Genomic DNA, 24,590 nt, shown 5'->3' on the forward strand with positions numbered 1-24,590 from the left:
GGCCTAGCGTGACGGCGTGAACCGCGATCTTTCCCGTGCCACGGCCCGTGACCTCTCGGCGGTCCTGGCCGCCGCACTGCTCGTCCTGGCCGCCGTGCTGACCGGCGCCCGGCTCGAGGACCGCTACGGCACGCTCCGGGTGGACTGGCCGCCGCTGCTGGCCGACTGGGCGCCGCACGCCGGCCCGGGCACTCCGGCCGCGCTGGTCGTCGCCGCCGCCGTGGTGGTGTACGGCCCCGCCCTGGCCGCCGGGCTGTCCTGGCGGCGCCTGCTGCCGGCCACGTGGGCGGCGTCCCTGGCGTGGACCTGGTCGCTCGCCCTCGTCGACGGCTGGTTCCGGGGCGTCGCCGAGCAGCTGACCACCACCCACGAGTATCTGCGGGCCGTCGACCGCTTCCGGGACGTCCCCGCCGCCCTGCGGGACTTCGACGCGCACATCCTGCTCGGCACCCCCGACAACTGGCCCGCCCATGTCGCCGGGCATCCGCCGGGCGCCACCCTCACCTTCGTCCTCCTCGACCGGATCGGGCTGGGCGGCGGAGGGTGGGCGGGCGCCTTCGTCATCGTCACCGGCACCACGGCGGCGGTCGCGATCCTGATCGCCGTACGCCGGCTCGCCGACGAGTCACTCGCCCGCCGCGCGGCGCCTTTCCTGGTCCTGGCCCCGGCGGCGGTGTGGGTGGGCACGTCCGCCGACGGCTACTTCACGGCGGTCGCCGCCTGGGCCGTCGCCCTGCTCGCCCTCGCCGTGACCGGACACCGCCCGGCCTGGACGGGCCTCGGCTCGGGACTGCTGTTCGGGCTCACCGTGTACCTGTCGTACGGGCTCACCCTGTTCGCGGTGATCGGCGCGGCCGTCCTGCTGCTGGGGACGCGGCGGCTGCGGGTACTGCCGTACGTGACCGCCGGGTTCCTGGTGGTGCCGGTGGTGTTCGCCGTGCTGGGGTTCGACTGGTGGGAGGCGTACCGGCTGCTGGTCACCCGCTACCACCAGGGGGCGGGCGGGGTGCGGCCGTACGGGTACTGGGTGTGGGCCAACCTCGCGTGCACGGTGCTGATCACCGGTCCGGCGACGGTGGCCGGGCTGCGCAGGGGCGGGGGCGCGCTCATCGGGGGCCGGGGCGCCGCCGCCCGTCTGGCGGTGCTCGTGGCGTCCGCCCTCCTCGCGCTGCTGATCGCCGATCTGTCCGGGATGAGCAAGGCGGAGACGGAACGCATCTGGCTGCCCTTCGCGTTCTGGCTGCTCCCCGCCGCCGCCCTCCTGCCCGGCCCGCGCGCCTGGCTGGCCGCGCAGGCCGTCCTCGCGCTGCTCCTCAACCACCTGCTGCTCACCGGCTGGTGAGCAGCAGGCGAGTACGGGTCAGCCGTCGGCGGGCTGCAGCGTCAGCGAGATGCTGTTGATGCAGTACCGCTGGTCCGTGGGCGTCGGGTACCCCTCGCCCTCGAACACGTGCCCCAGGTGCGAACCGCACCGCGCGCACCGCACCTCGGTGCGCACCATGCCGTGCGACCGGTCCTCGATCAGCTCCACGGCGTCGGTGTCCTTCGGGTCGTAGAAGGACGGCCAGCCGCAGTGCGACTCGAACTTGGTGGTCGAGGTGAACAGCTCGGCGCCGCAGGCGCGACAGGAGTAGACGCCCTCGGTCTTGGTGTCGGTGTACTCGCCGGTGAAGGCGGGTTCCGTCCCCGCCTGGCGCAGGACGGCGTACTCGGACGGGGACAGTTCCGCGCGCCACTGCTCGTCCGGCTTCTCCACGTCGTACGGCATGAGCTTCCAGCCCCTTACTTCGGCAGACGGTCCAGGATGCGCGGGCCGAGGTCGGTGACGTCGCCCGCTCCCATGGTGAGAACGAGATCACCGGGCTTCGCCATTCCCGCGATCACCTCGGGGATCTCCGCCTTGTCGTGGACGGCGGTGACGTCCGCGCCGGCCGCACGGGCCGCCTCGATGATCAGCTCGCTGGTGACGCCGGGGATCGGGTCCTCGCGGGCCGGGTAGATGTCCAGCACCACCGAGGCGTCGGCCAGGGACAGGGACTGGCCCATCTCCTTGCCCAGCTCGCGGGTGCGGGAGAAGAGGTGCGGCTGGAAGACGACGAGGATGCGGGCGTCCCCGGCGGCGGCGCGCATCGCCTCCAGGTCGGCGGTCATCTCGGTCGGGTGGTGCGCGTAGGAGTCGATGACCTGGACGCCGGCCGCCTCGCCCTTGAGCTGGAGGCGCCGCTTGACGCCGGTGTACGCGGCGAGCGCCGGGGCCAGCTCGGCGGCCGGGACGCCGAGCGCCACGCCGGCGGCGAGCGCGGCGACCGCGTTGTGCGCGTAGTGCCGGCCGGGGACCGAGACGGTGAAGGTGAGCGGGGCGCCGTCGAGCTCGACGGTCACCTCGCTCCTCAGTCCCTGCGGGACGACCGACAGCACCCGCACGTCGGCGTCCGCGGACTCGCCGTACGTCACGGTCCGCACCGAGCCGTCCAGCCGCCGGGTCAGCTCGCGGGCGCCCTCGTGGTCGGCGGAGATCACCAGGGTGCCGCCGGGCACGATCCGGCCGACGAACGTCTCGAAGGACTCGTGGATCTCCTCCATGGAGGCGTAGTTGGCGTGGTGGTCCAGCTCCACGTTGAGGATGATCGCGACCTCGGGCGCGTACTTGTGGAAGCTGCGGTCCGATTCGTCCGCCTCGGCGACGAAGATCTCGCCCGCGCCGTGCAGCGCGTTGGAGCCGGGGGCGTCCAGGTCGCCGCCGATCGCGTACGACGGCTCGCGGCCCAGCGCGGTGAGGGAGACGGCCAGCATGGAGGTGGTGGTGGTCTTGCCGTGGGTGCCGGCCACCGCGATGGGGCGCAGCCCGTCCATCAGGGCGGCGAGGGCGTCGGAGCGGTGCACCACCGGGATGCCCAGTTCGGCCGCGCGGACCAGTTCGGGGTTGTCCTCGCGGATCGCGGAGGAGACGACGACGCAGCTGGCGTCGTCGGCGAGGTGCGCGGCGGCGTGTCCGACGTGGACGGTGGCGCCGAGGGCGCGCAGGGCGTCGGCGGTGGCGGAGTCCTTGGCGTCGCTGCCGGCCACCTCGGCGCCGCGCTGGGCGAGGATCTTGGCGATGCCCGACATCCCGGCGCCGCCGATGCCGATGAAGTGCGGTCGGTCCATGGCGGTAGGAAGGCCGGGTGCCATGCGTGTTCTCCCAGTGGTGCGACGAAGCGGGACGGCGGTCTTCGCGCTCTCGCCGGAGAGCCGGGAGAGCCGGGAGAGCCGGGAGAGCGCCGCCCCAGCCTATGCCTTGCTGTGCGAGAAGAGTTTCAGCACCGGCACCCCGACCTTGTGGCGGGCGCGGGAGGCCCAGTCGCGGTGGAAGAACTCCTCCACGTAGTGCGGGTCGGTCAGGACGATCACCTCGTCCGCCCCGACCTCCTCCACCATGGTCTTCAGCGCGTCCAGGGGGTGGTCCGCGATGAGGCGGCCGTCCGCCGTGTCGCCGGTGGCGCGCAGGGCCCGCAGGGACACCTCCAGGGCCTGCTCCCCCATGTCCTGGGCCTCCTCGCCCTCGGGGGTCTCGCCCTCGCGGGCGGCCTCGTCGAGCTCGCCGAGCGCGACGTCGTCGATGGCTCTCAGCAGCCGGTCGGCCTGTTCGCCGCGCGGCTGGAGCAGCACGTGGAAGGAGACCGGCTCGTCGCCGTGCAAGGTGGTGACGAACTCCACGTCGGCGGACGTCAGGGCCTTCTCGATCATCAGTACGCTTGTGAACACCAGGCGCCCCTTCTCCTCGGAGGACCCTAGGGCCCCCTCTCTGCTCCGTGGGCCCGGCCAGGCCCTGCGGAAACCCTTCTGCCCCGTGTGCGCACGGGTACTGCCGGATTCAGTGTCGCCCCTTCCCGCACCGGCCGGCCGGATGCGTTCCGCCGATCACCGGACAGGCGGCCACCATCGGGCGCCCCCGCGGACCCGGCCACGGTCGCGGACGTCAGGACCGCTGGTATCGCGTGAACAGGAAACCGTCCTCCTCCAACATCGACTTCAGCGCGAAACGCCGCGGAAGTGTTACGGACGGTCCACCGGCGATGCGCTGCGCGTCACCGGCGGTGAGCATCGGCGAGACGGTCAGACAGAGCTCGTCCAGCACCCCGGCCGCCACCAGCTGGCCCAGCAGTCTCGGCCCGCCCTCGGTCAGCAGCCGGGTGTGTCCGAGGTCCGCGAGGGCCCGCACCGCCCGCGCGGGGTCCACCGCTCCCCCCTCCCCGGCGGTGATCACCCGGGCGCCCGCCTCCTCGGCGGCGGCCACGCGGTCCGGGGCGGCCCCGGAGCCGGTCAGCAGCAGCGTGGGCGCCAGGGGGGAGGTGAACAGCGGCAGCGAGAAGTCCAGGTCCAGGCTCGCCGTCACCACCGCGATCACGGGCGCGGGCCCCTGTCCGGCGGCCTCCCGCGCGGCCGCGAACTCGTCGCGCGCGCGTGCCGGACGGTAGCCCTCCTGCCGTACCGTCTGCGCGCCGACGACCACGACGTCGGCGAGCGCCCGCAGCGTGCCGAAGATCCGCATGTCGGCCGGGCAGGAGATGGGCTGCGAGCGGCCGTCGTGCTGGGCGGCCCCGTCGAGGGTGGACACCATGTTGGCCCGCAGCCACGGCTCCCGCCCGCCGGGCCCCGGCTCGGGGTAGGCGTACGCGGCGGCGATCTCGGCGAGGCTCCACTCGCGGGCCGCTGTCTCATCGGTCACGTCGGTCACAGGGAACAGGCGTCGCATGTCAGGCAGTGTTCCACGCCCCGTAGCATGGGGGACCGTGTCGTCCTCCTCCCCCGCCCCCCGTCCCGGTCCGACAGCCGACGTGGCCCCGTTGTCGCTGTGCGCCCGTGAGCCGCACGTGCCCGCGGACCGGCTCGTCGCCGAGATGGTGCCGCCGCCGCGGTTCGACTCGGTCCGCTTCGACACCTACGTCCCGGACCCGAACCAGCCGAGCCAGACCGAGGCCGTGCGCGTCCTCGAGGGTTTCGCGGCCGGCCTCGACGGGGCGACGGCCGGTGACTCGGGCCGGCGCAGGCTGTTCGGCTTCGGCAAGGCGCCGAAGAAGACCCCGGCCGGGCCGCGCGGCGTCTACCTCGACGGCGGTTACGGCGTCGGCAAGACCCACCTGCTGGCCTCCCTGTGGCACGCCACCCCGGCCGAGCCCGCGCTCAAGGCGTTCGGCACCTTCGTGGAGCTGACCAACCTGGTCGGCGCCCTCGGTTTCCAGCAGACCGTGAAGACCCTCTCCGGGCACCGTCTGCTGTGCATCGACGAGTTCGAGCTGGACGACCCGGGCGACACCGTGCTCGTCTCCACCCTGCTCGGCAAGCTGGTCGAGGCCGGTGTCGCGCTCGCCGCCACCTCGAACACGCTGCCGGGCAAGCTCGGCGAGGGCCGGTTCGCCGCCGCCGACTTCCTGCGCGAGATCCAGGGCCTGTCGGCCCACTTCCGCGCCCTGCGCATCGACGGCGAGGACTACCGCCACCGGGGTCTGCCCGAGGCGCCGAAGCCGTACTCCGACGAGCGGGTGACACGGACGGCGCACGCCACCGAGGGCGCCTCGCTCGACGCCTTCCCCGACCTGCTGGAGCATCTCGCGCGGGTCCACCCCAGCCGCTACGGCGCCCTGACCGACGGGCTCCGCGCGGTGTGCCTCACCGGTGTGCGTCCGGTGCCGGACCAGTCGACCGCGCTCCGGCTCGTCGTCCTCGCGGACCGGCTCTACGACCGTGAGGTGCCCGTACTCGCCTCGGGGCTGCCGTTCGACCGGCTGTTCAGCGAGGAGATGCTGAAGGGCGGCTACCGCAAGAAGTACTTCCGGGCGATCTCGCGGCTCACCGCGCTGGCCCGCGACGCGGGATCCCTCTGACCACGGGATCCCTCCGACCACGGGATCCCTCCGGCCAAGGGCGGGTTCACGCCAACACACCCTTCCTTTTCAGGCTCTCTTCGCCACGAAACATCGAGTTAACCCTGCAAACGGCTTTGCGGGGTTAACGTGTTTCTTGACCAACCATTGACCAAGCGTTGGTGCGCGGAAGAGGTGTGAACCGCCCTTCCGCGCACGCGTGTTCCGAGGTCCGGCGACCGCGGCCACACCCCGGCCCCTTGCCGTCGCTTTACCCGCGCTTCATTTCCCCGCGTTCACCGCGGCCTTCGCATCCGCGTATACAACCCGCGAAGCAAGGGCCACGGGTCAGTGAACCCGACCTTTGTCATGCCCGTCCGACGCGCCCCCACGCGCGCCAGGAGGAATCGCCAGATGCAGCCCCTCATCGACAACGCCCGCACGTTCGGACAGCGCCCTGAGGAGTTCGCCCGCCTCGCCGAGGGTCAATCCCCCGACGTCCTGTTCATCACCTGCTCCGACTCCAGGGTCGTACCGGCCCTGATCACGGGCGCCCGGCCCGGCGAGCTCTTCGAGCTGCGCACCGCGGGCAACATCGTCCCGCCGTACGCCCCCGGACGCCCCACCGCCGAGGCGGCCACCGTCGAGTACGCCGTGGGAGTCCTCGGCGTCACGGACATCGTGGTCTGCGGCCACTCCCACTGCGGGGCCATCGGCGCGCTGGTGCGCGGCGACGACCTGGACGCCGTGCCCGCCGTACGCGACTGGCTGGCGCACGCCGCCGACGAGCCGGCGCCGTCCGACACCGCGGACCCGGCCTGCGCGGAAGCGGTCCAGCACCACGTCCTGGCCCAGTTGCTGCGGCTGCGCTCGTACCCGTGCGTCGAGCGGCGGCTGGCCTCGGGCCGGCTCCGGCTGCGCGGCTGGTACTACGAGGTGCACACCGGAGCCGTACGCGAACACCGCGCGGACACCGACGCCTTCGAGGCGCTGTGAACACGGCCGGGTCCAGGTTCCCTCATCTGCGGCAGGACTTCGCCGCCTCGCTCGTCGTGTTCCTCGTCGCGCTCCCGCTGTGCGTGGGCGTCGCCGTCGCCTCCGGTGTACCGGCCGAACTCGGCCTGGTCACCGGCATCGTGGGCGGACTGGTCACCGGTCTGCTGCCGGGCAGCAGCCTGCAGGTGTCCGGTCCGGCCGCAGGGCTGACCGTACTGGTCTTCGAGGCCGTCGACACCTACGGGCTGCCCGCGCTCGGCGTGATCGTGCTGGCCGCCGGACTGCTCCAGCTCGCCATGGGCGCGCTGCGGCTCGGGCGCTGGTTCCGCGCGATATCGATCTCGGTGGTCGAGGGCATGCTGGCCGGCATCGGTCTCGTACTCATCGCGGGCCAGCTGTACGCGGCGGCCGGGCTGACGGCGCCCGCCTCCGGCATCGACAAGATCCTCGGACTGCCCGGAGCGGCCGTGGACGCGCTCGGCAGCACCGAGGCGCTCGCCTCGCTCGCGGTCGGCGCGGGCACCGTCGCCGTGATGGTGCTGTGGCGCCGGATGCCGGGGCCGGCCGGGGTCGTACCGGGCGCGCTCACGGCGGTCCTGCTGGCGACGGCGGTCACCCTGGCGTTCGGCGTGCCCGTCGCGACGGTCGAGGTGCGGGGCCTGATCGACGCCGTCCAGCCGCCCGGCGCGGACGCCTTCGGCTCACTGGGCGTCGGCGTCCTCGGCACGATCGTCGCGTTCACCCTGATCGCCTCCGCCGAGAGCCTGTTCAGCGCCGCCGCGGTGGACCGGCTGCACGACGGTCCGCGCACCCGGTACAACAAGGAGCTGATGGCGCAGGGCGCGGGCAACGCGGTCTGCGGGGTCCTCGGCGCGCTGCCGATGACCGCGGTCATCGTGCGCAGCTCGGCCAACGTCCAGGCGGGCGCCAGGACCAAGGCGTCCCGGGTGCTGCACGGCGTATGGCTGCTGCTGTTCGCCGCGCTGCTGCCGTCCGCGCTGGCACTGATCCCGCTGCCCGCGCTGGCCGGCATCCTGGTCCACGCCGGCTGGAAGCTGATCCCGTTCCGCGCCCTGGTCGCACTCTGGCGGGGCCACCGGGGCGAGGCGCTGATCCTGGTGGTCACCGCCGTGTCGATCGTCACGGTGAACATGTTCGAGGGCGTGCTGATCGGTCTGGCCCTGTCGGTCGTCAAGACGGCCTGGGAGGCCTCGCAGGCGAAGCTGGAGGTCGTGGACAAGGGGGCGGGCCCCATCCAGGTGCACCTGTCGGGCAACGCGACCTTCCTGCGCCTCCCGAAGATCCTGGACACCCTGGAGTCCCTCCCCCAGGACCGCCCCGTGGAACTGGACCTCACCGCCCTCCACCACATGGACCACGCCTGCCACACGGCCCTCCAACACTGGACCGGCCGCCGCAACCCGACCACCACCCCGGCCTAGGGGCGCGGGGAACCGCGCGAACGGGGGTCCGGGGGCGGAGCCCCCGAGGACGATGGGGGTACCTCCCGCTCGAGCGAAGCCGAGAGTGGGGGAGGGAAGGGGCGGCGGGGGCGAAAACCCTGCCGCCCGCCCCGGACCCCCGGCATGGCCCCGCACCGACCACCGGGCATATCGTTGCAGCAGCGGACGAAAGCAAGCACACCAGACCTCTGAACGGGAGGTCACCATGGTCGAGGAACTGCTCACCGCAGCCGCGGGCACCGCCGCAGCCGCCACCGCCTACCTCCTCGCGGCAGCCCGAGTGGTCAAACAGTACGAACGCGGAGTCGTCTTCCGCCTGGGCCGCCTGCACGGCACCACACGCCCACCCGGCTTCACCCTCGTCGTCCCCGGCGTGGACCGCCTGCGCAAGGTCAACCTCCAGATCGTCACGATGCCCATCCCCGCCCAGGAGGGCATCACCCGCGACAACGTCACCGTCCGGGTCGACGCGGTCGTCTACTTCAAGGTCGTCGACGCGCCGGCGGCCGTCATCAACGTCGAGGACTACCGCTTCGCCGTCTCCCAGATGGCCCAGACCTCACTGCGGTCGATCATCGGCAAGAGCGACCTCGACGACCTGCTGTCCAACCGCGAGAAGCTGAACCAGGGCCTGGAGCTGATGATCGACAGCCCCGCGATCGGCTGGGGCGTGCAGATCGACCGCGTCGAGATCAAGGACGTCTCCCTGCCCGACACGATGAAGCGCTCCATGGCCCGCCAGGCCGAGGCCGACCGCGAACGCCGGGCCCGCGTCATCAACGCCGACGCCGAACTCCAGGCGTCCAGGAAACTCGCCGAGGCCGCCCAGGAGATGGCGGAGACCCCCTCCGCCCTCCAGCTCCGTCTGCTGCAGACCGTCGTCGCCGTCGCCGCCGAGAAGAACTCCACCCTCGTCCTGCCCTTCCCGGTCGAACTCCTCCGCTTCCTCGAACGCGCCCAACAGCCCCGGCCCGCACCGGACCGCCCGGCGGTGACCCGCCCGGAGCCCGACGGTCCCCGCCCCGCGCCGTGACACGTGCTACGCGCGTGGTTCCCGTGACCCGCGCCAGGTGATAGACACGGCTGGGTCACAGTTCCTGTCCGCCAGCAGGAAGGTTTCCCCATGCCAGAAACCGGGTCCACCACCGGCTCCCCCGCGACACGACGTCAGATGCTCGCCCGTTCCGGCGCCCTCGGCATCGGCATCGCCTTCACCGGCGCCCTCTCCGAACTCTTCACCGGCACCGCCGCCGCTCAGAACCTCGGTCACAACGGCTACGGCCCCCTGGTCCCCGACCCCGACGGGCTGCTCGACCTGCCGGAGGGCTTCCGCTACGAGGTCCTCTCCCGCGAGGGCGACCCGCTGCGCTCCGGCGAGGGCCCGGTCCCCTCCAACCACGACGGCATGGCCGCCTTCGCCGGCCGCCACGGCCGCACCCACCTGGTCCGCAACCACGAGAACCGCGCCAACGGCAGGGTCCCCGTCCCGGTGATCGACGGCCTGACCTACGACCCGGAGGGCAAGGGCGGCTGCACGGCGCTCACCCTGGACCGCCACGGCCGGGTGCTGTCGGAACGGGTCGCGATCGCCGGTACGGCGGTGAACTGCGCGGGCGGACCGACCCCCTGGAACACCTGGCTGACCTGCGAGGAGACCGAGGACAAGGCCGGCACGGGCGGCTACACCAAGGACCACGGCTACATCTTCGAGGTCGACGGCGCCGACCCGCGCCGCACGGGCGCCGTACCGCTGACCGCGATGGGCCGCTTCCAGCACGAGGCGGTCGCCGTGGACCCGAGGCGGGGCGTGGTCTACGAGACCGAGGACGCCTTCGAACGGCCCTTCGGCCTCTTCTACCGCTTCCTGCCGGAGAAGCCCCTCGGCGGCACCGGTTCGCTGCGCGCGGGCGGCCGGCTCCAGGCGATGCGGGTGCCCGGGGTGCCCGACCTGTCCTCGATCCAGGACATCGGTGCCCGCTTCGACCACATCGAGTGGGTGGACGTACCGGACCCGGGGGCCGCCGAAACCCCCATCCGTCACCAGGACTTCGGTCCGCGGGGCATCACCCACGCGCAGAAGCTGGAGGGCTGCTACTGGGGCGGGCGCTCGGTCTACTTCGTGTCATCCTTCGCCCGCAGCGCCGAGGGGTCGGCGGCCGACCACTACGGCCAGATCTGGCGCTACGACCCGGACCGGCGCCGCCTCACCCTGGTGATCGTCTTCGGCCCGGACACCGACGTGCGGCTCCCCGGCGAGTCGCCGGACAACATCTGCCTCGCGCCCAGCGGCGGCCTGATGGTGTGCGAGGACGGCGGAGGCGCCCAGCACGTCTACGGCGTCACGCGGCGCGGCGAGGTCTACGCGATGGCGCGCGGACGCCAGAACATCGGGACGGCCGAGGATCCGGAGTGGGGCGAGTTCGCCGGGGTCGCCTTCTCCCCGGACGGCCGCACGATGTACGTCAACTGCTACACGCCCGGCACGACGTTCGCCGTGACGGGGCCGTGGCGCGGGTAGCCGCTCACGACCGGGGCGGAGGGCGGTCCGCCCTCCGCCCCGGCGCGGGGTTCAGCCCGCGACGAGCGCGTCCATCTGGCCGACGGCCTGGCTCATCCCCTCCACCATGCCCATCTCGGCCAGTTGCTCCATCTGCTCACGGGTGTCGAAGACGGACCGCAGTTCCATCCGGGTGCCGCCCTCGAGCGCGGTGAGCGTCATCCGTACCGAGGTGGTCGGCATCTCGGGGTTCGGCTTGCCCTCCTGGTCGGAGAAGCCGTCGGTGAACTCGAGGGCGGTCGGCGGCGTGACCGAGGAGACCCGCCACCAGCCGCCGTACTTCTCGCCCTCCGGGCCGGTCATGTAGTACCTCATGCCGCCGCCGGGCGTCAGGTCGTGCTCCTCGAAGGTCGCCGGGTAGCTCGGCGGGCCCCACCAGCGCTCCAGCAGCCGCGGGTCGGCCCACAGCCGCCACACCCGCTCCACGGGAGCGGTGAAGTCGGCGGTGAGGGTGAGCGTCAGACGGTCGACGTCCTTGTCCACGCTGGTGACAGTCATCTGTCCGGTCCTTCCGTCGTGTTCTCGTCCGTGTTCTCGTCGTGGGCCGGGGTCCCGGAGCCACTGGTCCCGGCAGCGTCCTCCGTCAGCAGACCGGACATCCGGTCCACCCGCGCCCGCCAGGCCGACTCCAGTTCGTCCAGGGCCTGCCGCGCCCGGCCCACCGCATCGGGATCGGTGCGCACGAGCTGCTCCCGTCCGCGTCGCTCCTTGGTGACCAGACCGGCCCTCTCCAGCACCGTGACGTGTTTCTGCACCGCGGCGAAGCTCATCGGGTACGCCGCGGCCAGACGTGACACGGACAGCTCACCCCGGACACAGCGACGGAGTATGTCGCGCCGCGTCGCGTCGGCCAGGGCGTGGAACAGCCGGTCCACGGTTTCGTCGGCCCCGCCGGTCTCGTCGATCCCATCTACAACCATTTGGTTGTACGTTAGTCCCGTGCCGGCCGCCCCGCAAGAGAACCGGCCCGACAGTGAACCGGCCGCGCCGGGGTACCCGGCGCCGCATGACGGAGAAACAGCAGGCAGGCGGCTCGTACTGGCTCCAGACCGCACCGGGCGGCCGGCACCCCGCACTGACCGGGGACCTCGACGTCGACGTGGCCGTGATCGGCGCGGGCGTCGCCGGCCTGTGCACGGCCCGGGAGCTGGCGCGGGCGGGGAAGAGCGTCGCGGTGCTGGAGGCCGGGCGGGTCGCGGCCGGCGTCACCGGGCACACCACGGCCAAGGTCACCGCCCTGCACACGCTGGTCTACGACAAGCTGCGCCGCACCCGGGGCAGCGAGGGCGCGCGGCTGTACGCCCGTTCGCAGTCCGAGGCGATCGAGCACACCGCCCGGGTCGTGGAGGAACTCGGCATCGACTGCGAGTGGGAGCGCCGCAGCGCGTACACCTACGTCCGTGACGCGGGCCGGGTGGAGGAGCTGCGCGCGGAGGCCGAGGCGGCGCGGGAGGCGGGCCTGCCGGCCTCCTTCGTGACGGAGACCGGTCTGCCGTTCCCGGTGGCGGGCGCCGTCGAGGTGACGGACCAGGTGCAGTTCCATCCGCGCAAGTACCTGCTGGCCCTCGCGGACGACATCGTCGCGCACGGCGGGCGCATCCACGAGGAGACCACCGTCCTCGGCCTGGAGGAGGGCACGCCGTGCCGGCTGTCGACGGCGACCGGGGCGACGGTGACGGCCCGGGACGTCGTGGTCGCCACCCACTACCCGGTCTTCGACCGGGCGCTGCTGTTCACCCGCCTCTCCCCGCGCCGCGAACTGGTCGTCGCCGGGCCGCTCCCGGCCGGTCAGGACCCGGGCGGGATGTACATCACCCCGGAGGAGAACACCCGCTCGGTGCGCACCGCTCCCTACGGGGAGGACGGCACCCGCCGCTTCCTGGTGGTCACCGGTGAGCACTTCACGCCGGGCACGGGCGACCCGCGGGCCCTCTTCGACCGCCTCTCCGCGTGGGCCCGCACGCACTTCCCCGGCGTGGAGCTCACCCACTCCTGGGCCACGCAGGACAACGATCCCACCGACACCGTGCCGCTCGTCGGCCCGCTGCACCCGGGCGCCCGGCACACCTACGTCGCCACCGGTTTCGGCGGCTGGGGCCTGAGCGGCGGCATGATGGCGGGCCTGCTGCTCACCGCGCGGATCACCGGCGAGGAGTGCGCGTGGAGCGAGCTGTACGACCCGCGCCGGCTGGCCTCCGCCGTGCGGGAGGCGCCGTCCTTCCTCAAGCACCAGGCGCAGGTGGCCAAGCACTTCGTCGGCGACCGGCTGCGCCCGGCCCCGCCGGCGGAGGCGCTGCCGCCGGGCGAGGGTGCCGTGGTCCGTGCGGGGGGCGGCCGGCTCGCGGTCTACCGTGACGACGACGGCGCCCTGCACGCCGTCTCCGCGCGGTGCACCCACCTGGGCTGCCTGGTGGACTTCAACGCCGCCGAGCGCGCCTGGGAGTGCCCCTGTCACGGGTCCCGCTTCGACACCGACGGCAAGGTCGTCCAGGGGCCGGCGACGCGGCCGCTGGAGCGGCGCGACATCTGAGGGGTGCTGGTGCGGGGCGGGGGGTGTTCGCGCTGCCCGGCGCTTGCGGGGTGCCTCCCCCACTCTCGGCTCCTCCCCCCACTCTCGGCTTCGCTCGAGCGGGAGGGACCCCCATGAGCGGGAGGTACCCCCACCGCCCACCCGTGCCGCTGGGGGCACCTCCCAGGCCCTTGAGGCACTGGGGGAGGCACGACTGCCCGCGGTGACGCGGGGAGCGGGGGGAGCGCGGGGAGCGCGGGGAGCCGGGGGGACGTATCGCGCCCGACTGGGTGACACCGGGCGGACTTTCAGGCATGACGAAAGGAATGCCGTAAAGCTGCTCATATTGTCATATGGTGATCACTCTCGTACGTCGAGCAGCCGCCGTATGCGTCCTGGCCACCGCGCTCGCCGCCTGCGCCACCGCCCGCCCCGCCCCGCAGCAGGCGCCCCGCCCCGCACCCTCCGCGTCCCCCTCCCCGTCCCCGTCGGCCCCTCCCACGCTCGCCCCGGGCCCGTCCGGCGTGACCCCGGTCTTCCGCAACGGCCCGCGCACCGGTGACCGGACGGTCGCCCTCACCTTCGACGCCGACATGACCGCCGACCAGGGGCCGAGGGCGGCGGCGGGCGAGCACTTCGACCACCCCCGGCTCATCGCCACCCTGCGCGCGCTGAAGGTGCCGGCCACGGTGTTCATGACGGGCCGCTGGGCCGAGGAGTACCCGGCCCAGGCCCGCTCCATCGGCCGGGACCCGCTCTTCGAGGTCGCCAACCACTCCTACAGCCACTACGCGTTCACCGGTGACTGCTACGGCCTGCCGACCGTCTCCGCCGACCGGATGCGGACGGACGTGGAACGGGCGTACGCGGTGTTCCGGAAGGTGGGCGTGCCCGATCCGAAGCCGTACTTCCGCTTTCCCGGCGGCTGCTACGACCGTACGGCGCTCAAGGAGCTGACCCCGGCCGGGGTGACGGCCGTGCAGTGGGACGTGGTCGGCGGCGACGCGTTCGCCACGGACGCGGAGGCGGTGGCCGAGCAGGTGCTGGAGGGCGTACGCCCCGGCTCGGTGGTCGTCCTGCACTGCACCCGCAGCGCGGCCCCGACGACGGAACGGGCGGTACGGAGGATCGTCCCGGAGCTGCGCCGCCAGGGCTACCGCTTCGTGAAGGTCTCCGAACTGATCGCGGCGGCGAACGGCCGGGCCGGGCGGCCTACCCTTGAACCATGAGTGACACCGACAACGACTACTGCCTGATCGACGTCACCCGGCCGCCCAGGGCCGACGGCCCGCCGTACGCGGCATGCGTGCTGTGCCAGGAGCCGACGGAGTACCCGGAGTCGTACAAGGGCATCACGCTCTGCCCGGTCTGCGAATGGCGCGAGGCGGAACGCACGTCCTGCTCGGGCTGACGGCACTCCCGCGCGGGTTGGCACACTGGCCCCGTGAGCGATAACCGAACCCCTGCCGCCGACAGCCCCTTCCGCCCCGACCCGGGCGCCCGCGACGAGGCACCCCAGTTCGTCCTGCCCCTGGTGGTCCGCATCGAGCGGGCGGCGCCCCCGGCCCGTACGGACGCCCTGGAGACGGCGGCCCGCGCGGTGCTGGTGATGCTGACCGACGAGCGCTCGGCCGGCGAGGGCGAGTGGGCGCGGGCGATGCGCGACTGGCAGGACGCCCGCATCCGCAAGGTGGTGCGCCGGGCGCGCGGCGCGGAGTGGCGCCGCGCGGAGGCCCTCCCGGGGATCACGGTCACCGGCAAGTCGGCGGAGGTCCGCGTCTTCCCGCCCGTCCCCCTGGACGGCTGGCCCAAGGACCTGGCCCGCCTCCAGGTCTCCGGCACCGACCTCGACGACCACGACCCCGTGCCCCCGGCGGACCCGGCGACCCCCGTCCTCTGGCTGAACCCCACCCTCGGCATGTCGGCCGGCAAGGCCATGGCCCAGGCGGGCCACGCCGCCCAACTGGCCTGGTGGGAACTCACCGACGAGGCCCGCGCCGCCTGGCAGGCCACCGGCTTCCCCCTGGCGGTGCGCACCGCCGACCCGTCCCGCTGGCCCGCCCTGACGGCCGGCGGCCTCCCCACGGTCCGCGACGCGGGCTTCACGGAGATCGCCCCGGGATCCTGCACGGTGGTGGCGGACCATCCGGCGTTGCGGTGACACGGTGGGGATGAGCGGGGCCGGCCTGTCGCGCCGAGGTGTCAGCGCGCACGCGCGGGGTCCCCGCCGTCCGGCCGGACCGACATCCCTGGCCGGCGCCCCCGCGGGCCGGGGAGGCCGGTCGTACCGCTCCGTGCGGTAGTGGTGGCGGCAGCGGTCGGGAAGGCGCGTCCCGGGCTGTGGCGAACCCGTGGGCGGGACCGCGCGCCCGCCTCCGGCCTCACCTGCCCGCCTGGTCTCTCCCGCCCCACCACCGGGCACCCATCACCCCACCGCCGACCACCAGCGTCCCCACCACCACGGCGGCCGCGACCACCCGTCCCGCCCCGGACTCCGGCCCGGCCACCGGAGCCGCCGCGGCGGCCAGCACGATCCCGGCCCCCGCACACGCCGCGGCGGCTTCCCCCCACACCCGTGCGGCCCCGCGCCCCCGTCTCCACGGCCAGGTCTCGCTCGTCACCAGGTACGCGACCGACAGCCCCACCACACCGGCCGCCTCCCACCACGCCGGATCCCCGGACGCCGCGATCACCACGACCCCGCTCGCCAGCACGGTCGTCCGGTGCCGCAGCAGAACGTGGGTCCAGAGCACCGACTCCAGCGACGGCCGCCGGTCCACCGCCGGTGCCGCCCACACCGCGAAGGCGACCGCGCATCCGAACAGCACCGCCCCGCGCGCCCCGCCCACCGTCACCCACGGCCGCCACGCCATCACGACGGCCGCCACCCCGAGCACCCGCACCGGCACGGTCCCGGCCCAGTACCGCGCGTACTCCCACAAGGCCACCCGCGCGTCGGGCGGCGTCGGCGCGCTCACCCCCGTCCCCCGATCCGCCCCGACAGCAACGGCGCCAACGCCAGGTCCAACGGCTCGCCCACGACGTGCCGCAGCACCGGCACCCCGCTGTCCCGCAGGGCGAACCGCATCGCGTCCCGGTCCGCGTGCCACAACCGCAGCCCCAACTCGCCCGCCGCGTCACCGGGTTCGACCTGCGGGTCCCCGCTCGGGATCTCCACGACGACCGGTCGGCGCCCCCGCCCCTGGAGATCCCGCAGCACCTTCAGCACCCGCGCGTCGCTCAGCGGAGTGAACACGTACACCAGAGCCCCCTGCGGCAGCGCGGGCGGCGGCACCCGCTCGAGCCCGGGTCCGTCGAACCGCCGGTCCTTGCGGACGTCGAGGACGCTCTCGACGATGCGGTAGAACGCCGCGTCCCCGGTCCCCGGCGCCAGCCACCGCGTGGTGCCCCCGGTCGAGACGACCCCCACCCGGTCGTGGGTGCGCAGATAGGCGCGGGCGAGTCCGGCGGCGGCCCGCACCGTCTCGTCCAGGGACGACACCCCGGTCACCGGGTCGACGACGTCCCCGAACGCGTCGAGCAGCATCACCGTGTCGGCGGCCCGCTCGGCCGCGAACCGGTGCAGTTGCACGGACCCGCGCCGGGTCGTCGACGGCCAGTGGATGCGCCGCTGCCGTTCCCCGGGCACCCACGGTCCCACCCCGATGACCTCGACGCCCTCTCCGGCCTGCGGGGAGGCGTGCTCGCCGAGTCGCTGCGGCAGCCGTACCGGGATCGGGGTGAACCGGGCCCGCGCGGCGTGCGGGAACACGGACACCTCGGCCGCCCCGACCCGCACGGTGCGGCGCACGGTGCCCCCGGCGTCGTACACGTCGAGGTCCACCGGGCCGAGCGACCAGCGTCCCCAGCGCAGCGCGGTGTGGCGCAGCGTCACCGTGGACGGGCCGATCACGACCTCGTCGAGCCGCAGGCCCGGGCCGAGGGTGACGCCGGGGTCGAGGCGTACGGCGCCGCCGTCGTGAGCCACCGAGACGCGGAGAGTGACGGTGTCGCCCTCGAAGCAGCGTTCCGGTTCGACGGTGGCCGACGTCTCGATACGACGGACGTACGCGCGTGGCAGCGCGAGCGCGAGCAGTACCAGCGGTGCCGCCGCGAGCGCGAACAGCCACGCCCGGCCGGTGAGCAGGGCGGCGGACAGGGCGACGACGGCGACGGTCAGCAGGCGCAGGGTCCGCTCGCCGGGGCGCGGCCCGCCGGGCGGCGGGGGCGGTGGCTGCGCCGGACCGCTGCGCCCCTCCAGGGCGCGGACCACCGCGGCGCTCGGCCGCGGCGCGGGCGAGGACGCCGGCGGGGTCACGGGCGCGGGCGGAATCACGACGGCAGGGCGGCCGTACGCCGCGTGGACGGCGTGCCGACGCTGTCGACGATCTCCCGCAGCACGTCGTCCGTGGACATCTCGCGCACCCACAACTCCGGCCGCAACGACACCCGGTGGGCCAGCGCGGGCACCGCGAGGTTCTTGACGTCCTCCGGGACGACGTAGTCCCGTCCGTCCAGCACGGCGCGTGCGCGCGCGAGCTGCACCAGGGCGAGACCGCCGCGCGGCGAGGCTCCGATGCTGATCTGGGGGTGGTCGCGGGTCGCGCCGACGAGTGCGACGGCGTACTCCAGCAGGTCGTCGTCGATCTCCACGCGCTCCACGACGGCCCGCCACGCCACGACGTCGTCCGGCCCCGCGAGCCTTTCGAGCACGGCCTCGGGCGCGGCCCGGTCGATCCGGGCCCGCAGCATCGCCAGCTCCTCCGAGGCGGCCAGGTACCCCATCCGCACGCGCAGCTGGAACCGGTCGAGCTGGGCCTCGGGCAGCGAGTAAGTGCCCTCGTACTCCACCGGGTTGGCGGTGGCGATCACCAGGAACGGGTCGGCGAGCGGCCGGGTCTCGCCGTCCACCGTCACCTGCGACTCGGCCATCGCCTCCAGCAGCGCGGCCTGTGTCTTGGGCGGCGTCCGGTTGATCTCGTCGGCGAGCAGGAGGTGGGTGAAGACCGGGCCGGGGTGGAACGCCATCTCGCCGGTGCGCCGGTCGTACAGCGGCGTTCCGGTGACGTCCGACGGCAGCAGGTCGGGCGTGAACTGGATCCGGCGGAAGTCCAGGCCGAGCGTGGTGGCGAAGGACCGCGCGAGGAGTGTCTTGCCGAGCCCCGGCAGGTCCTCGACGAGGACGTGCCCGCCGGCCAGCACGGCCAGCATCACCAGTTCGAGGGCGTCCGACTTGCCGACGACGGCACGCCCGATCTCGCGCAGTACGGCACCGGCCTGCTCGCCGACCTCCCCGGCGGTGCGGGGCCGAGGCGTGGAGGAACTCGTCACGTGGTCTCTTCCTTACGAGTACGGGGGGTACGTGTGCGGGGTGCGCCCAGCGCCTCGAGCCGGTCGACGAGACGGCGCAGCACGTCCAGGGGGACATCGCCGTCGGGCCCGGTCCGGGGCGTCTCGTGCCCCAGCCACGGCCACAGCTCGGGCCCGATCAACTCGGCGGCGCGCCGGGGCTGGTGGTCGAGCGAGACATGGTGGTGCTCGGCGAGTACGGCGGCGTACAGGCGGCGCAGTTCGGGCCGGAGCACCGCGCGGTAGTAGAGGGCGCCGTCGGGTCCCGTGGCGGTCCCCACGTTCCGTCGCCACTCCCCCATGCCCGGCGCCCGTGTCCCCAACAGCCGCACCTCGTCCCGCCGTCCGGAGTCGAAGGCGCCCGCCCCGGCGACGTACCGGGCGAGGAGCAGCGCCGTGACGACGAGCACGGTCACCACGGCGCCGGCCGCCCGGAGTCCGTCGAGGAGCAGGACGAGCAGGACACCGGAGCCGGCGACCGCGCCGCCGAGCAGCCCGAGCCGGCGCGGTGTGAGCACGTCCCGCCCCGAAGTCCTCTCCACGGGCCGGCTCACCGTCCGGCCTCCCGGTCCTGGAGCAGCGAGGCGATCTCCTCCAGGGCGTCGGCCGCGGCCTCACGGTGCGAGCCGTCCATCGGGTGCGAGGAGTAACGGGCCTCGCGGAACAGCGCGGTGAGACGCGGTGCGGCCGGAGTCGGGGCGAGGCCGGCGCCGGCGGCGCGGGTGAGCAGGTCGGAGGGACTGTCGGAGGCGCGCCGCTGCACGCCGGACGCGACGAGGGCGTCCTCCATCGCGGCGTAGCAGGCGATGACGGCCGCCCGGGCGTCACCGGTGTCGGCCAGGGCGCGGCGGCCCGAGTGCACGGCGGACAGCAGCAGCCGCGCGTCGTCGTCCTCCGCCGGGGCGCCCGCGGGGCCGGGGCGCCGCGGCACCGTCAGCCCGTGCCGTCGCAGTCGCCGTACGACGGCCACCGTGACGACCACGACGACGACCGCGGCCAGCAGGCCGAGCAGGAGGTACGGCGGCAGGGACAGGCCGTGTCCCGGATCCCCCTCGGACTGCGGCCTGTCGAGGCCCGGTGGCGGGGAGGGCGGCGGGAGGTGCTCCGGCGGGGTGGTGGTGCCGGGCGGTGCGCTGTCGTGGTCGAACCGGTGCAGGACCAGGGCCAGGACGCCGATGACACCGGCCCCGGTGAACAGCAGCGGCACGGCCGCCTCCCGCAGCCGCTCCTCGCCCGGTGGCAGCACGGTGCGGCCGGCGCCGATCCGGTGGCGAAGGCGATCGACGGCCAGCATGGCTCCGGCCGTCCAGGCGACGGACGCCACGATCGCGACGAAGCCCCAGTGGCCGAGCGGCCCCCTGCCGGGGTGCAGCAGCCCTTCGGCGGGCCGCAGCACGAGGGCGGCGACGGCCAGCGCCCCGACGACCCCGGCGGCGACCACCGGCCCGGACACCGTCCGCTCCCCTTGTTTCACGTCGTCCCCCGCTGAACGCATCCCCCGAACGTCAGTTCACCGCATCCTGACACATGCCGAGCCACCCGGCGGGTCCGGCCCGGGACAGAGTCGAGCAGGTGGAGGGGGCGGAGGCGGCGTCCGCACTACGGAGCAGGGAACTGCCGGTGAAATTAGGTAAGTTGCCACTACTTCGCCCGAGGTCCGCAAGGGAGCCACTGGAATGAGCCGGCCGCACAAGACCTTCCGCGCCATCGACGTCGGCGACGGCGGCGACGACCGCTGGGCCGGCCACGTGCAGGCCATGTGGCCGCGTGCGGAGGGGTGGATGACCGAGGAGAGCCGGACGGCGGAGGGCGCGGAACGTGCCCGGGAGCTGTTCGGGACACACATGCCGGAGCTGGTCCCGGTCCTGGAGCGGCTCGCCCGTCGACTCGACCGGCCGGGCGGGGAGACCTTCCTCACCCTCGCCTCCCTGCGACCGTTCTTCTCGGGCTGCACCCAGGTCGGCGCGGGCGGCACCCTGCTGCGCAACTACGACTTCGCCCCCGACGAGTGCGAAGGCACCATCGTCTCCTCGCACTTCCTCCGCCCGGTCATCGGAATGCAGGACGCGGCCTGGGGCCTGCTGGACGGGTTGACCTCTTCCTCCTCCTGTTGAAGGGGGATTCCTACGGCTCGCGCCGTGGGGTTTCCTGCTTCACTGCCGACTGCCCGCCCGGAGTTCTCCGTTGGGGTCTTACACCGGCTCCACAGGCTGACACCGTCAGTCCGACGGCCAGCAGGTTCTCGGCTGCGTTCACGTCCCGGTCGTGGGTCGCGCCGCAGCAACAGGCCCAGGTGCGGACCTGCAGCGGCATCCTGCCTTGCAGGGCGCCGCAGGCGGAGCAGAGCCTGGAGGAGGGGAAGAAGCGGTCGACCGCGATCACTTCCCGCCCGTACCAGGCGGCCTTGTACTCCAGCATGCTGCGGAACTGGAACCACGCGGCATCGCTGATGGCGCGGGCCAGGTTCCGGTTCTTGACCATGCTGCGCACGGTCAGGTCCTCGATCACGAGCGTTTGGTTTTCACGCACGAGTCGGGTGGTCAGCTTGTGCAGCAGGTCGCGCCTGCGGTCGGCGATGCGGGCATGAATGCGGACGACCTTGCGTCGGGCCTTGGCCCGGTTCGCCGAGCCTTTCGCCTTCCGCGACAGCTCCCGTTGGGCCTTTGCGAGGCGGGCACGGTCCTTGCGCTCGTGCCGGGGGTTGGTGATCTTCTCCCCGGTGGAGAGGGTCAGCAGGTGGTCCAGGCCGACGTCGATGCCGACCGCCGTATCGGTGGCCGGGAGGGGCTGGACGGTGGGGTCGTCGCACAGCAGGGACACGAACCAGCGCCCGGCCGGGTCCTGTGAGACGGTCACCGTGGACGGCTGCACCCCCTGCGGCAGCGGCCGGGACCACACGATGTCCAGCGGCTGCGCCATCTTCGCCAGCGTCAGATGCCCGTTCCGGTAACGGAAGCCGCTGGTGGTGTACTCGGCCGACTTGCGGGACTTCTTCCTCGACTTGAACCGCGGGTACTTCGCTTGTTTGCCGAAGAAGTGGGTGAACGCCGCCTGCAAGTGGCGCAGGCACTGCTGGAGCGGCACCGAGGACACCTCGTTCAGGTAGGCGAGTTCCTCGGTTTTCTTCCAGGCCGTCAGCATCGCCGACGTCTGGTTGTAGTTGACCCGCTCCCGCCGCGCCCACGCCTCGGTGCGGGCAGCCAGTGCCAGGTTGTAGACCTTGCGGACGCAGCCGAACGTGCGCGACAGCTCGGCCGCCTGCGCATCGGTCGGATGGAAGCGGTACTTGAACGCCCGCCTCACGCACGTCGTGGTCACGCTTACAAACTAGCGCAGCTACCAGTGATGACCAAAACTGCCGATCAGGGCACGATTTTCCGCCCTGACGGCGTAAACCCGCTCAATGCCCTGACTCACAGGGGTCTCGTTTCCTCTCCGCCTGAAAGCGAGGGGGGAAACGAAAGGACTCAGATGAAACGGCGACGAAGCCATGCGTCCGCCCTTCGCTCACCCCTCCGAAGCTCAAATATTGCTCTGAAAGGCGCCGGGGCACGGTTCGGAGGTGCGGCGAGGGGCCATATCCCTCTCACCTACGGGGGGCCGGACACGCCGGTGGAGGAGGGGACGATGGTGCGACTGGGGACGGGGATCGGGTGGCGGCCGGAGATCGCGGAGGCCGTCGAGGGCATGCCGGGGATCGACTGGGTCGAGGTCGTGGCCGAGAACGTGTGTCCCGGGCATCTGCCCGAGTCGCTGACGCGGTTGCGTGAGCGGGGGGTGACCGTCGTACCGCACGGGGTCTCGCTGGGGCTGGGCGGGGCCGAGCGGCCCGACGAGGGGCGGCTGGCCGCCCTCGCCGAGCGGGCCGGGACGCTGCGGTCGCCGCTCGTCACCGAGCACATCGCGTTCGTCCGGGCGGGCGGGGCGCTGACCGCGTCGTCGCCGATCGAGGCCGGGCACCTGCTGCCCGTGCCGCGCACCCGTGACGCCCTCGACGTGCTGTGCGAGAACGTCCGTATCGCCCAGGACGCGCTGCCCGTGCCGCTCGCCGTGGAGAACATCGCCGCGCTGATCTCCTGGCCCGGCGAGGAGATGACCGAGGGGCAGTTCCTGTACGAGCTGGCCGACCGGACCGGCGTACGGCTCCTCATCGACGTCGCCAACCTGCACACCAACCACGTCAACCGGGGCGAGGACCCGGCCAAGGCGCTCGCCGAACTGCCCCTGGAGGCCATCGCGTACGTCCATGTCGCGGGCGGGTTCGAGCGGGACGGCGTGTGGCACGACAGCCACGCCCATCCCGTGCCGCAGCCGGTGCTCGACGTGCTCACCGACCTCGCCTCCCGGGTCGCCCCTCCCGGTGTGCTGCTGGAGCGGGACGAGAACTTCCCGGAAGCGGAGGAGATGGAGCGGGAGTTGGGCGCGATCCGGCGGGCGGTCGAGGAGGGGGCGGAGCGCCGGGACGCGGGCGTGGGCGCGGCGGCGGTCGTGGGTGTCCGGCCCGGGCCGCGGCAGGGCTCCCTCGGGGCCGCCCGGGAGCGGCTCGCGCTCGCCCAGACCGCGGTGCTGTCCGCGCTGGTCGCCCAGGCGCCCGTGCCGGAGGGGTTCGACCGGGTGCGGATGGGGGTGCAGGCGCGGGCGCTCGCCGCCAAGCGGGCCGATGTCGTCGCCAAGGTCGCGCCCGAGCTGCCGGTGATCCTCGGGGACGGGTACCGGGCCGCCTTCCTCGCGTACGCGCGGACGCGGCCGATGACCGACGGCTACCGGCGGGACGCGCTGGACTTCGCCGAGCATGTGCTGGCCGGGCGGCCCGAGGACGCGTCGGCGCGGCGCGAGTTGCTGGAGTGGTGGCTGGAGCGGTCGGGGTCGAGGCCGCGTTCGCGCAGGCCGGCGGTGCGGCTGGCGCGGGCCACCCGGCGGGTGCTGCTGCGGCGCTGACCGCCGGCGCCCGACAATCCAAGCGGAACGTCACATACCGACAACGCTCCGTCCCGGATCGTGAACAAGGCATGGTGTTGTCGCGACCGCGCGCTTACAAACGACTCATGTTCTGGGTCCCTCTTCTGCTCCTGGCCTGGGCCGTCGCCGGTGTGGCGTGCCTGCGGCTGTGTCTGGCCGCCGTGCGCGGCGCCGCCGTGGCCGACTCCGGCGCGGGGGCGGGACGCGATCTGACGCTGTACGAGGCCGCGTTCCTGTCCGGTGGTCCCGGGCGGGTCGCCGACGTCACGCTCGTCGCGATGGCCCGTCAGCGGCGGCTGCTGCTCGCGCACACCGGCTGGGCGACGGTGGTCGATCCGCGCGGGCGGGACGAGATGGAGCGGTCGGTGATAGGGGCGATAGGGCCTCAAGGACAGTCGCCCCTCGCGCCGGTGCGGGCCGCCGCGGCGACCGCGGACGCCGTGCGCAAGATCGCCGAGCGGCTGGTCGGCGCCGGGCTGGCGGTGCCCGACGGCGCCGGCACGACCGTCGCGGAGGGGGTACGGCAGGTGCGGCTCGCCGTGCCGGCCGTGGCGGGGCTGGGGGTGGCCGCCCTGCTCATGCCCGTCCCGTCGGACATGCCGCGCCACCTGGTGGCGCTGTGGTTCGCGCTGCCGCTGGTCTTCACGCTGGGCTGTCTGGCCGTCGCGCGGTTCGAGGTCCACCCGTACTCGCCCTGGGCCTCCCCGGCCGGTCGGCGTCTGCTGGGCGAGCTGTCCCGCGGCGCCGACGACGACCGTACGTATCTCACGTCCGTCGCGGTGCACGGCATCCGCGCGGTGGGCGAGCCGGAACTGCGCGCGGCCTTCGCGCACCGGGGGCCCCGCGAAGGGCATTGACGCCGACACCCCGGCGGGCGGTGCTTGCCTCACGCCAACACCGAGCGAAACATCCCT

Annotated in this window: 25 protein-coding genes; 13 read left to right on the forward strand and 12 right to left on the reverse strand. The window is 73.5% G+C overall.

The features are described from left to right. Positions 1-16: 16 nt before the first annotated feature. A complete protein-coding gene (locus ACZ62B_RS12915; RefSeq protein ID WP_468720280.1) occupies positions 17-1,342 on the forward strand; it encodes a hypothetical protein in 1,326 nt (441 codons plus the stop codon). A gap of 18 nt (positions 1,343-1,360) precedes the next feature. Here ACZ62B_RS12915 and msrB read toward each other — a convergent pair whose 3' ends face one another. From msrB to ACZ62B_RS12935, 4 genes are all read right to left on the reverse strand, one after another. After that, entirely contained in the window at positions 1,361-1,768 is a 408-nt protein-coding gene (msrB, locus tag ACZ62B_RS12920; protein ID WP_344556550.1) for a peptide-methionine (R)-S-oxide reductase MsrB, read from the reverse strand. A 14-nt stretch (positions 1,769-1,782) separates the two neighbouring features. Next, positions 1,783-3,171 (reverse strand): UDP-N-acetylmuramate--L-alanine ligase, encoded by a 1,389-nt coding sequence (gene murC / locus ACZ62B_RS12925; RefSeq protein ID WP_344556552.1) that lies wholly within the window; start codon positions 3,169-3,171, stop codon positions 1,783-1,785. 99 nt (positions 3,172-3,270) lie between these two features. Then, the gene (locus ACZ62B_RS12930; protein ID WP_201262946.1) at positions 3,271-3,744 is read right to left on the reverse strand and encodes an indole-3-glycerol phosphate synthase; all 474 of its coding nucleotides are present in this window, start codon (positions 3,742-3,744) and stop codon (positions 3,271-3,273) included. Positions 3,745-3,958: 214 nt separating this feature from the next. Beyond that, positions 3,959-4,735, reverse strand: a complete 777-nt coding sequence (locus ACZ62B_RS12935) for a pyrimidine reductase family protein (protein WP_344556556.1) — start codon at positions 4,733-4,735, stop codon at positions 3,959-3,961. A gap of 37 nt (positions 4,736-4,772) precedes the next feature. On the opposite strand from ACZ62B_RS12935, the gene zapE reads away from it, so the two are divergent. From zapE to ACZ62B_RS12960, 5 genes are all read left to right on the forward strand, one after another. Continuing rightward, positions 4,773-5,864 (forward strand): cell division protein ZapE, encoded by a 1,092-nt coding sequence (gene zapE / locus ACZ62B_RS12940; RefSeq protein WP_468890754.1) that lies wholly within the window; start codon positions 4,773-4,775, stop codon positions 5,862-5,864. 393 nt (positions 5,865-6,257) lie between these two features. Further along, on the forward strand, positions 6,258-6,839 hold the full coding sequence (locus ACZ62B_RS12945) for a carbonic anhydrase (protein WP_344556560.1): 582 nt from the start codon (positions 6,258-6,260) through the stop codon (positions 6,837-6,839). After that, the gene (locus tag ACZ62B_RS12950; protein WP_344556562.1) at positions 6,836-8,281 is read left to right on the forward strand and encodes a SulP family inorganic anion transporter; all 1,446 of its coding nucleotides are present in this window, start codon (positions 6,836-6,838) and stop codon (positions 8,279-8,281) included. The genes ACZ62B_RS12945 and ACZ62B_RS12950 overlap by 4 nt, the downstream gene beginning before the upstream one ends. 226 nt (positions 8,282-8,507) lie before the next feature. Next, positions 8,508-9,335, forward strand: coding sequence for a slipin family protein (locus ACZ62B_RS12955; protein WP_344556564.1), 828 nt, complete (start codon positions 8,508-8,510; stop codon positions 9,333-9,335). A 90-nt stretch (positions 9,336-9,425) separates the two neighbouring features. After that, positions 9,426-10,820, forward strand: a complete 1,395-nt coding sequence (locus ACZ62B_RS12960; RefSeq protein ID WP_344556566.1) for a PhoX family protein — start codon at positions 9,426-9,428, stop codon at positions 10,818-10,820. 51 nt (positions 10,821-10,871) lie between these two features. On the opposite strand, the gene ACZ62B_RS12965 is transcribed toward ACZ62B_RS12960, so the two are convergent. Together ACZ62B_RS12965 and ACZ62B_RS12970 are read right to left on the reverse strand one after the other, a co-directional pair. Beyond that, positions 10,872-11,357 (reverse strand): SRPBCC family protein, encoded by a 486-nt coding sequence (locus ACZ62B_RS12965; RefSeq protein ID WP_344556568.1) that lies wholly within the window; start codon positions 11,355-11,357, stop codon positions 10,872-10,874. Beyond that, entirely contained in the window at positions 11,354-11,779 is a 426-nt protein-coding gene (locus ACZ62B_RS12970; RefSeq protein ID WP_344556570.1) for an ArsR/SmtB family transcription factor, read from the reverse strand. The genes ACZ62B_RS12965 and ACZ62B_RS12970 overlap by 4 nt, the downstream gene beginning before the upstream one ends. An 86-nt stretch (positions 11,780-11,865) precedes the next feature. On the opposite strand from ACZ62B_RS12970, the gene ACZ62B_RS12975 reads away from it, so the two are divergent. The 4 genes from ACZ62B_RS12975 (at position 11,866) to ACZ62B_RS12990 (ending at position 15,529) form a co-directional block, all read left to right on the forward strand. Continuing rightward, a complete protein-coding gene (locus ACZ62B_RS12975; RefSeq protein ID WP_344556572.1) occupies positions 11,866-13,389 on the forward strand; it encodes an FAD-dependent oxidoreductase in 1,524 nt (507 codons plus the stop codon). 335 nt (positions 13,390-13,724) lie between these two features. Beyond that, the gene (locus ACZ62B_RS12980) at positions 13,725-14,597 is read left to right on the forward strand and encodes a polysaccharide deacetylase family protein (RefSeq protein ID WP_344556574.1); all 873 of its coding nucleotides are present in this window, start codon (positions 13,725-13,727) and stop codon (positions 14,595-14,597) included. Further along, positions 14,594-14,779 (forward strand): hypothetical protein, encoded by a 186-nt coding sequence (locus ACZ62B_RS12985; protein ID WP_344556576.1) that lies wholly within the window; start codon positions 14,594-14,596, stop codon positions 14,777-14,779. The genes ACZ62B_RS12980 and ACZ62B_RS12985 overlap by 4 nt, the downstream gene beginning before the upstream one ends. A 33-nt stretch (positions 14,780-14,812) precedes the next feature. After that, on the forward strand, positions 14,813-15,529 hold the full coding sequence (locus ACZ62B_RS12990) for an aminoacyl-tRNA hydrolase (RefSeq protein WP_344556578.1): 717 nt from the start codon (positions 14,813-14,815) through the stop codon (positions 15,527-15,529). A 220-nt stretch (positions 15,530-15,749) separates the two neighbouring features. Here ACZ62B_RS12990 and ACZ62B_RS12995 read toward each other — a convergent pair whose 3' ends face one another. The 5 genes from ACZ62B_RS12995 to ACZ62B_RS13015 are packed head-to-tail and all read right to left on the reverse strand — an operon-like array spanning position 15,750 to position 20,170. Beyond that, on the reverse strand, positions 15,750-16,346 hold the full coding sequence (locus ACZ62B_RS12995) for a hypothetical protein (protein WP_344556580.1): 597 nt from the start codon (positions 16,344-16,346) through the stop codon (positions 15,750-15,752). Next, the gene (locus ACZ62B_RS13000; protein WP_344556582.1) at positions 16,343-17,686 is read right to left on the reverse strand and encodes a DUF58 domain-containing protein; all 1,344 of its coding nucleotides are present in this window, start codon (positions 17,684-17,686) and stop codon (positions 16,343-16,345) included. The genes ACZ62B_RS12995 and ACZ62B_RS13000 overlap by 4 nt, the downstream gene beginning before the upstream one ends. Before the next feature lie 14 nt (positions 17,687-17,700). Further along, the gene (locus tag ACZ62B_RS13005) at positions 17,701-18,699 is read right to left on the reverse strand and encodes an AAA family ATPase (protein WP_344556584.1); all 999 of its coding nucleotides are present in this window, start codon (positions 18,697-18,699) and stop codon (positions 17,701-17,703) included. Further along, complete coding sequence (locus ACZ62B_RS13010; protein ID WP_344556586.1) at positions 18,696-19,259, reverse strand: hypothetical protein; 564 nt, start codon at positions 19,257-19,259, stop codon at positions 18,696-18,698. Before ACZ62B_RS13010 ends, ACZ62B_RS13005 begins: the two co-directional genes overlap by 4 nt. A gap of 8 nt (positions 19,260-19,267) precedes the next feature. Then, positions 19,268-20,170: a DUF4129 domain-containing protein gene (locus ACZ62B_RS13015; protein WP_469690250.1), complete on the reverse strand. Its 903-nt coding sequence runs from the start codon at positions 20,168-20,170 to the stop codon at positions 19,268-19,270. Between the two features lie 223 nt (positions 20,171-20,393). On the opposite strand from ACZ62B_RS13015, the gene ACZ62B_RS13020 reads away from it, so the two are divergent. Further along, positions 20,394-20,831, forward strand: a complete 438-nt coding sequence (locus ACZ62B_RS13020; protein ID WP_469690252.1) for a hypothetical protein — start codon at positions 20,394-20,396, stop codon at positions 20,829-20,831. 10 nt (positions 20,832-20,841) lie between these two features. Here the strand turns inward: ACZ62B_RS13020 and ACZ62B_RS13025 are convergent, their stop codons facing one another. Continuing rightward, positions 20,842-22,035: an RNA-guided endonuclease InsQ/TnpB family protein gene (locus ACZ62B_RS13025; RefSeq protein WP_469690254.1), complete on the reverse strand. Its 1,194-nt coding sequence runs from the start codon at positions 22,033-22,035 to the stop codon at positions 20,842-20,844. A gap of 309 nt (positions 22,036-22,344) precedes the next feature. Here ACZ62B_RS13025 and ACZ62B_RS13030 point away from each other — a divergent pair, with 309 nt between their 5' ends. Both ACZ62B_RS13030 and ACZ62B_RS13035 read left to right on the forward strand, forming a co-directional pair. Continuing rightward, positions 22,345-23,655: an MbnB/TglH/ChrH family RiPP precursor modification enzyme gene (locus ACZ62B_RS13030; RefSeq protein WP_468720248.1), complete on the forward strand. Its 1,311-nt coding sequence runs from the start codon at positions 22,345-22,347 to the stop codon at positions 23,653-23,655. A 107-nt stretch (positions 23,656-23,762) separates the two neighbouring features. After that, positions 23,763-24,533, forward strand: a complete 771-nt coding sequence (locus ACZ62B_RS13035) for a TIGR04222 domain-containing membrane protein (protein WP_344556598.1) — start codon at positions 23,763-23,765, stop codon at positions 24,531-24,533. Positions 24,534-24,590 lie beyond the last annotated feature (57 nt).

The organism is Streptomyces sp. NPDC053426, from assembly GCF_055585405.1.

Coding starts and splice junctions, on each gene's coding strand:
- msrB (WP_344556550.1), bottom strand. CDS start 1,768: ATGCCGTACGACGTGGAGAAGCCGGACGAGCAGTGGCGCGCGGAACTG.
- murC (WP_344556552.1), bottom strand. CDS start 3,171: ATGGCACCCGGCCTTCCTACCGCCATGGACCGACCGCACTTCATCGGC.
- ACZ62B_RS12935 (WP_344556556.1), bottom strand. CDS start 4,735: ATGCGACGCCTGTTCCCTGTGACCGACGTGACCGATGAGACAGCGGCC.
- ACZ62B_RS12945 (WP_344556560.1), top strand. CDS start 6,258: ATGCAGCCCCTCATCGACAACGCCCGCACGTTCGGACAGCGCCCTGAG.
- ACZ62B_RS12955 (WP_344556564.1), top strand. CDS start 8,508: ATGGTCGAGGAACTGCTCACCGCAGCCGCGGGCACCGCCGCAGCCGCC.
- ACZ62B_RS12960 (WP_344556566.1), top strand. CDS start 9,426: ATGCCAGAAACCGGGTCCACCACCGGCTCCCCCGCGACACGACGTCAG.
- ACZ62B_RS12965 (WP_344556568.1), bottom strand. CDS start 11,357: ATGACTGTCACCAGCGTGGACAAGGACGTCGACCGTCTGACGCTCACC.
- ACZ62B_RS12970 (WP_344556570.1), bottom strand. CDS start 11,779: ATGGTTGTAGATGGGATCGACGAGACCGGCGGGGCCGACGAAACCGTG.
- ACZ62B_RS12975 (WP_344556572.1), top strand. CDS start 11,866: ATGACGGAGAAACAGCAGGCAGGCGGCTCGTACTGGCTCCAGACCGCA.
- ACZ62B_RS12985 (WP_344556576.1), top strand. CDS start 14,594: ATGAGTGACACCGACAACGACTACTGCCTGATCGACGTCACCCGGCCG.
- ACZ62B_RS13020 (WP_469690252.1), top strand. CDS start 20,394: ATGAGCCGGCCGCACAAGACCTTCCGCGCCATCGACGTCGGCGACGGC.
- ACZ62B_RS13030 (WP_468720248.1), top strand. CDS start 22,345: ATGGTGCGACTGGGGACGGGGATCGGGTGGCGGCCGGAGATCGCGGAG.
- ACZ62B_RS13035 (WP_344556598.1), top strand. CDS start 23,763: ATGTTCTGGGTCCCTCTTCTGCTCCTGGCCTGGGCCGTCGCCGGTGTG.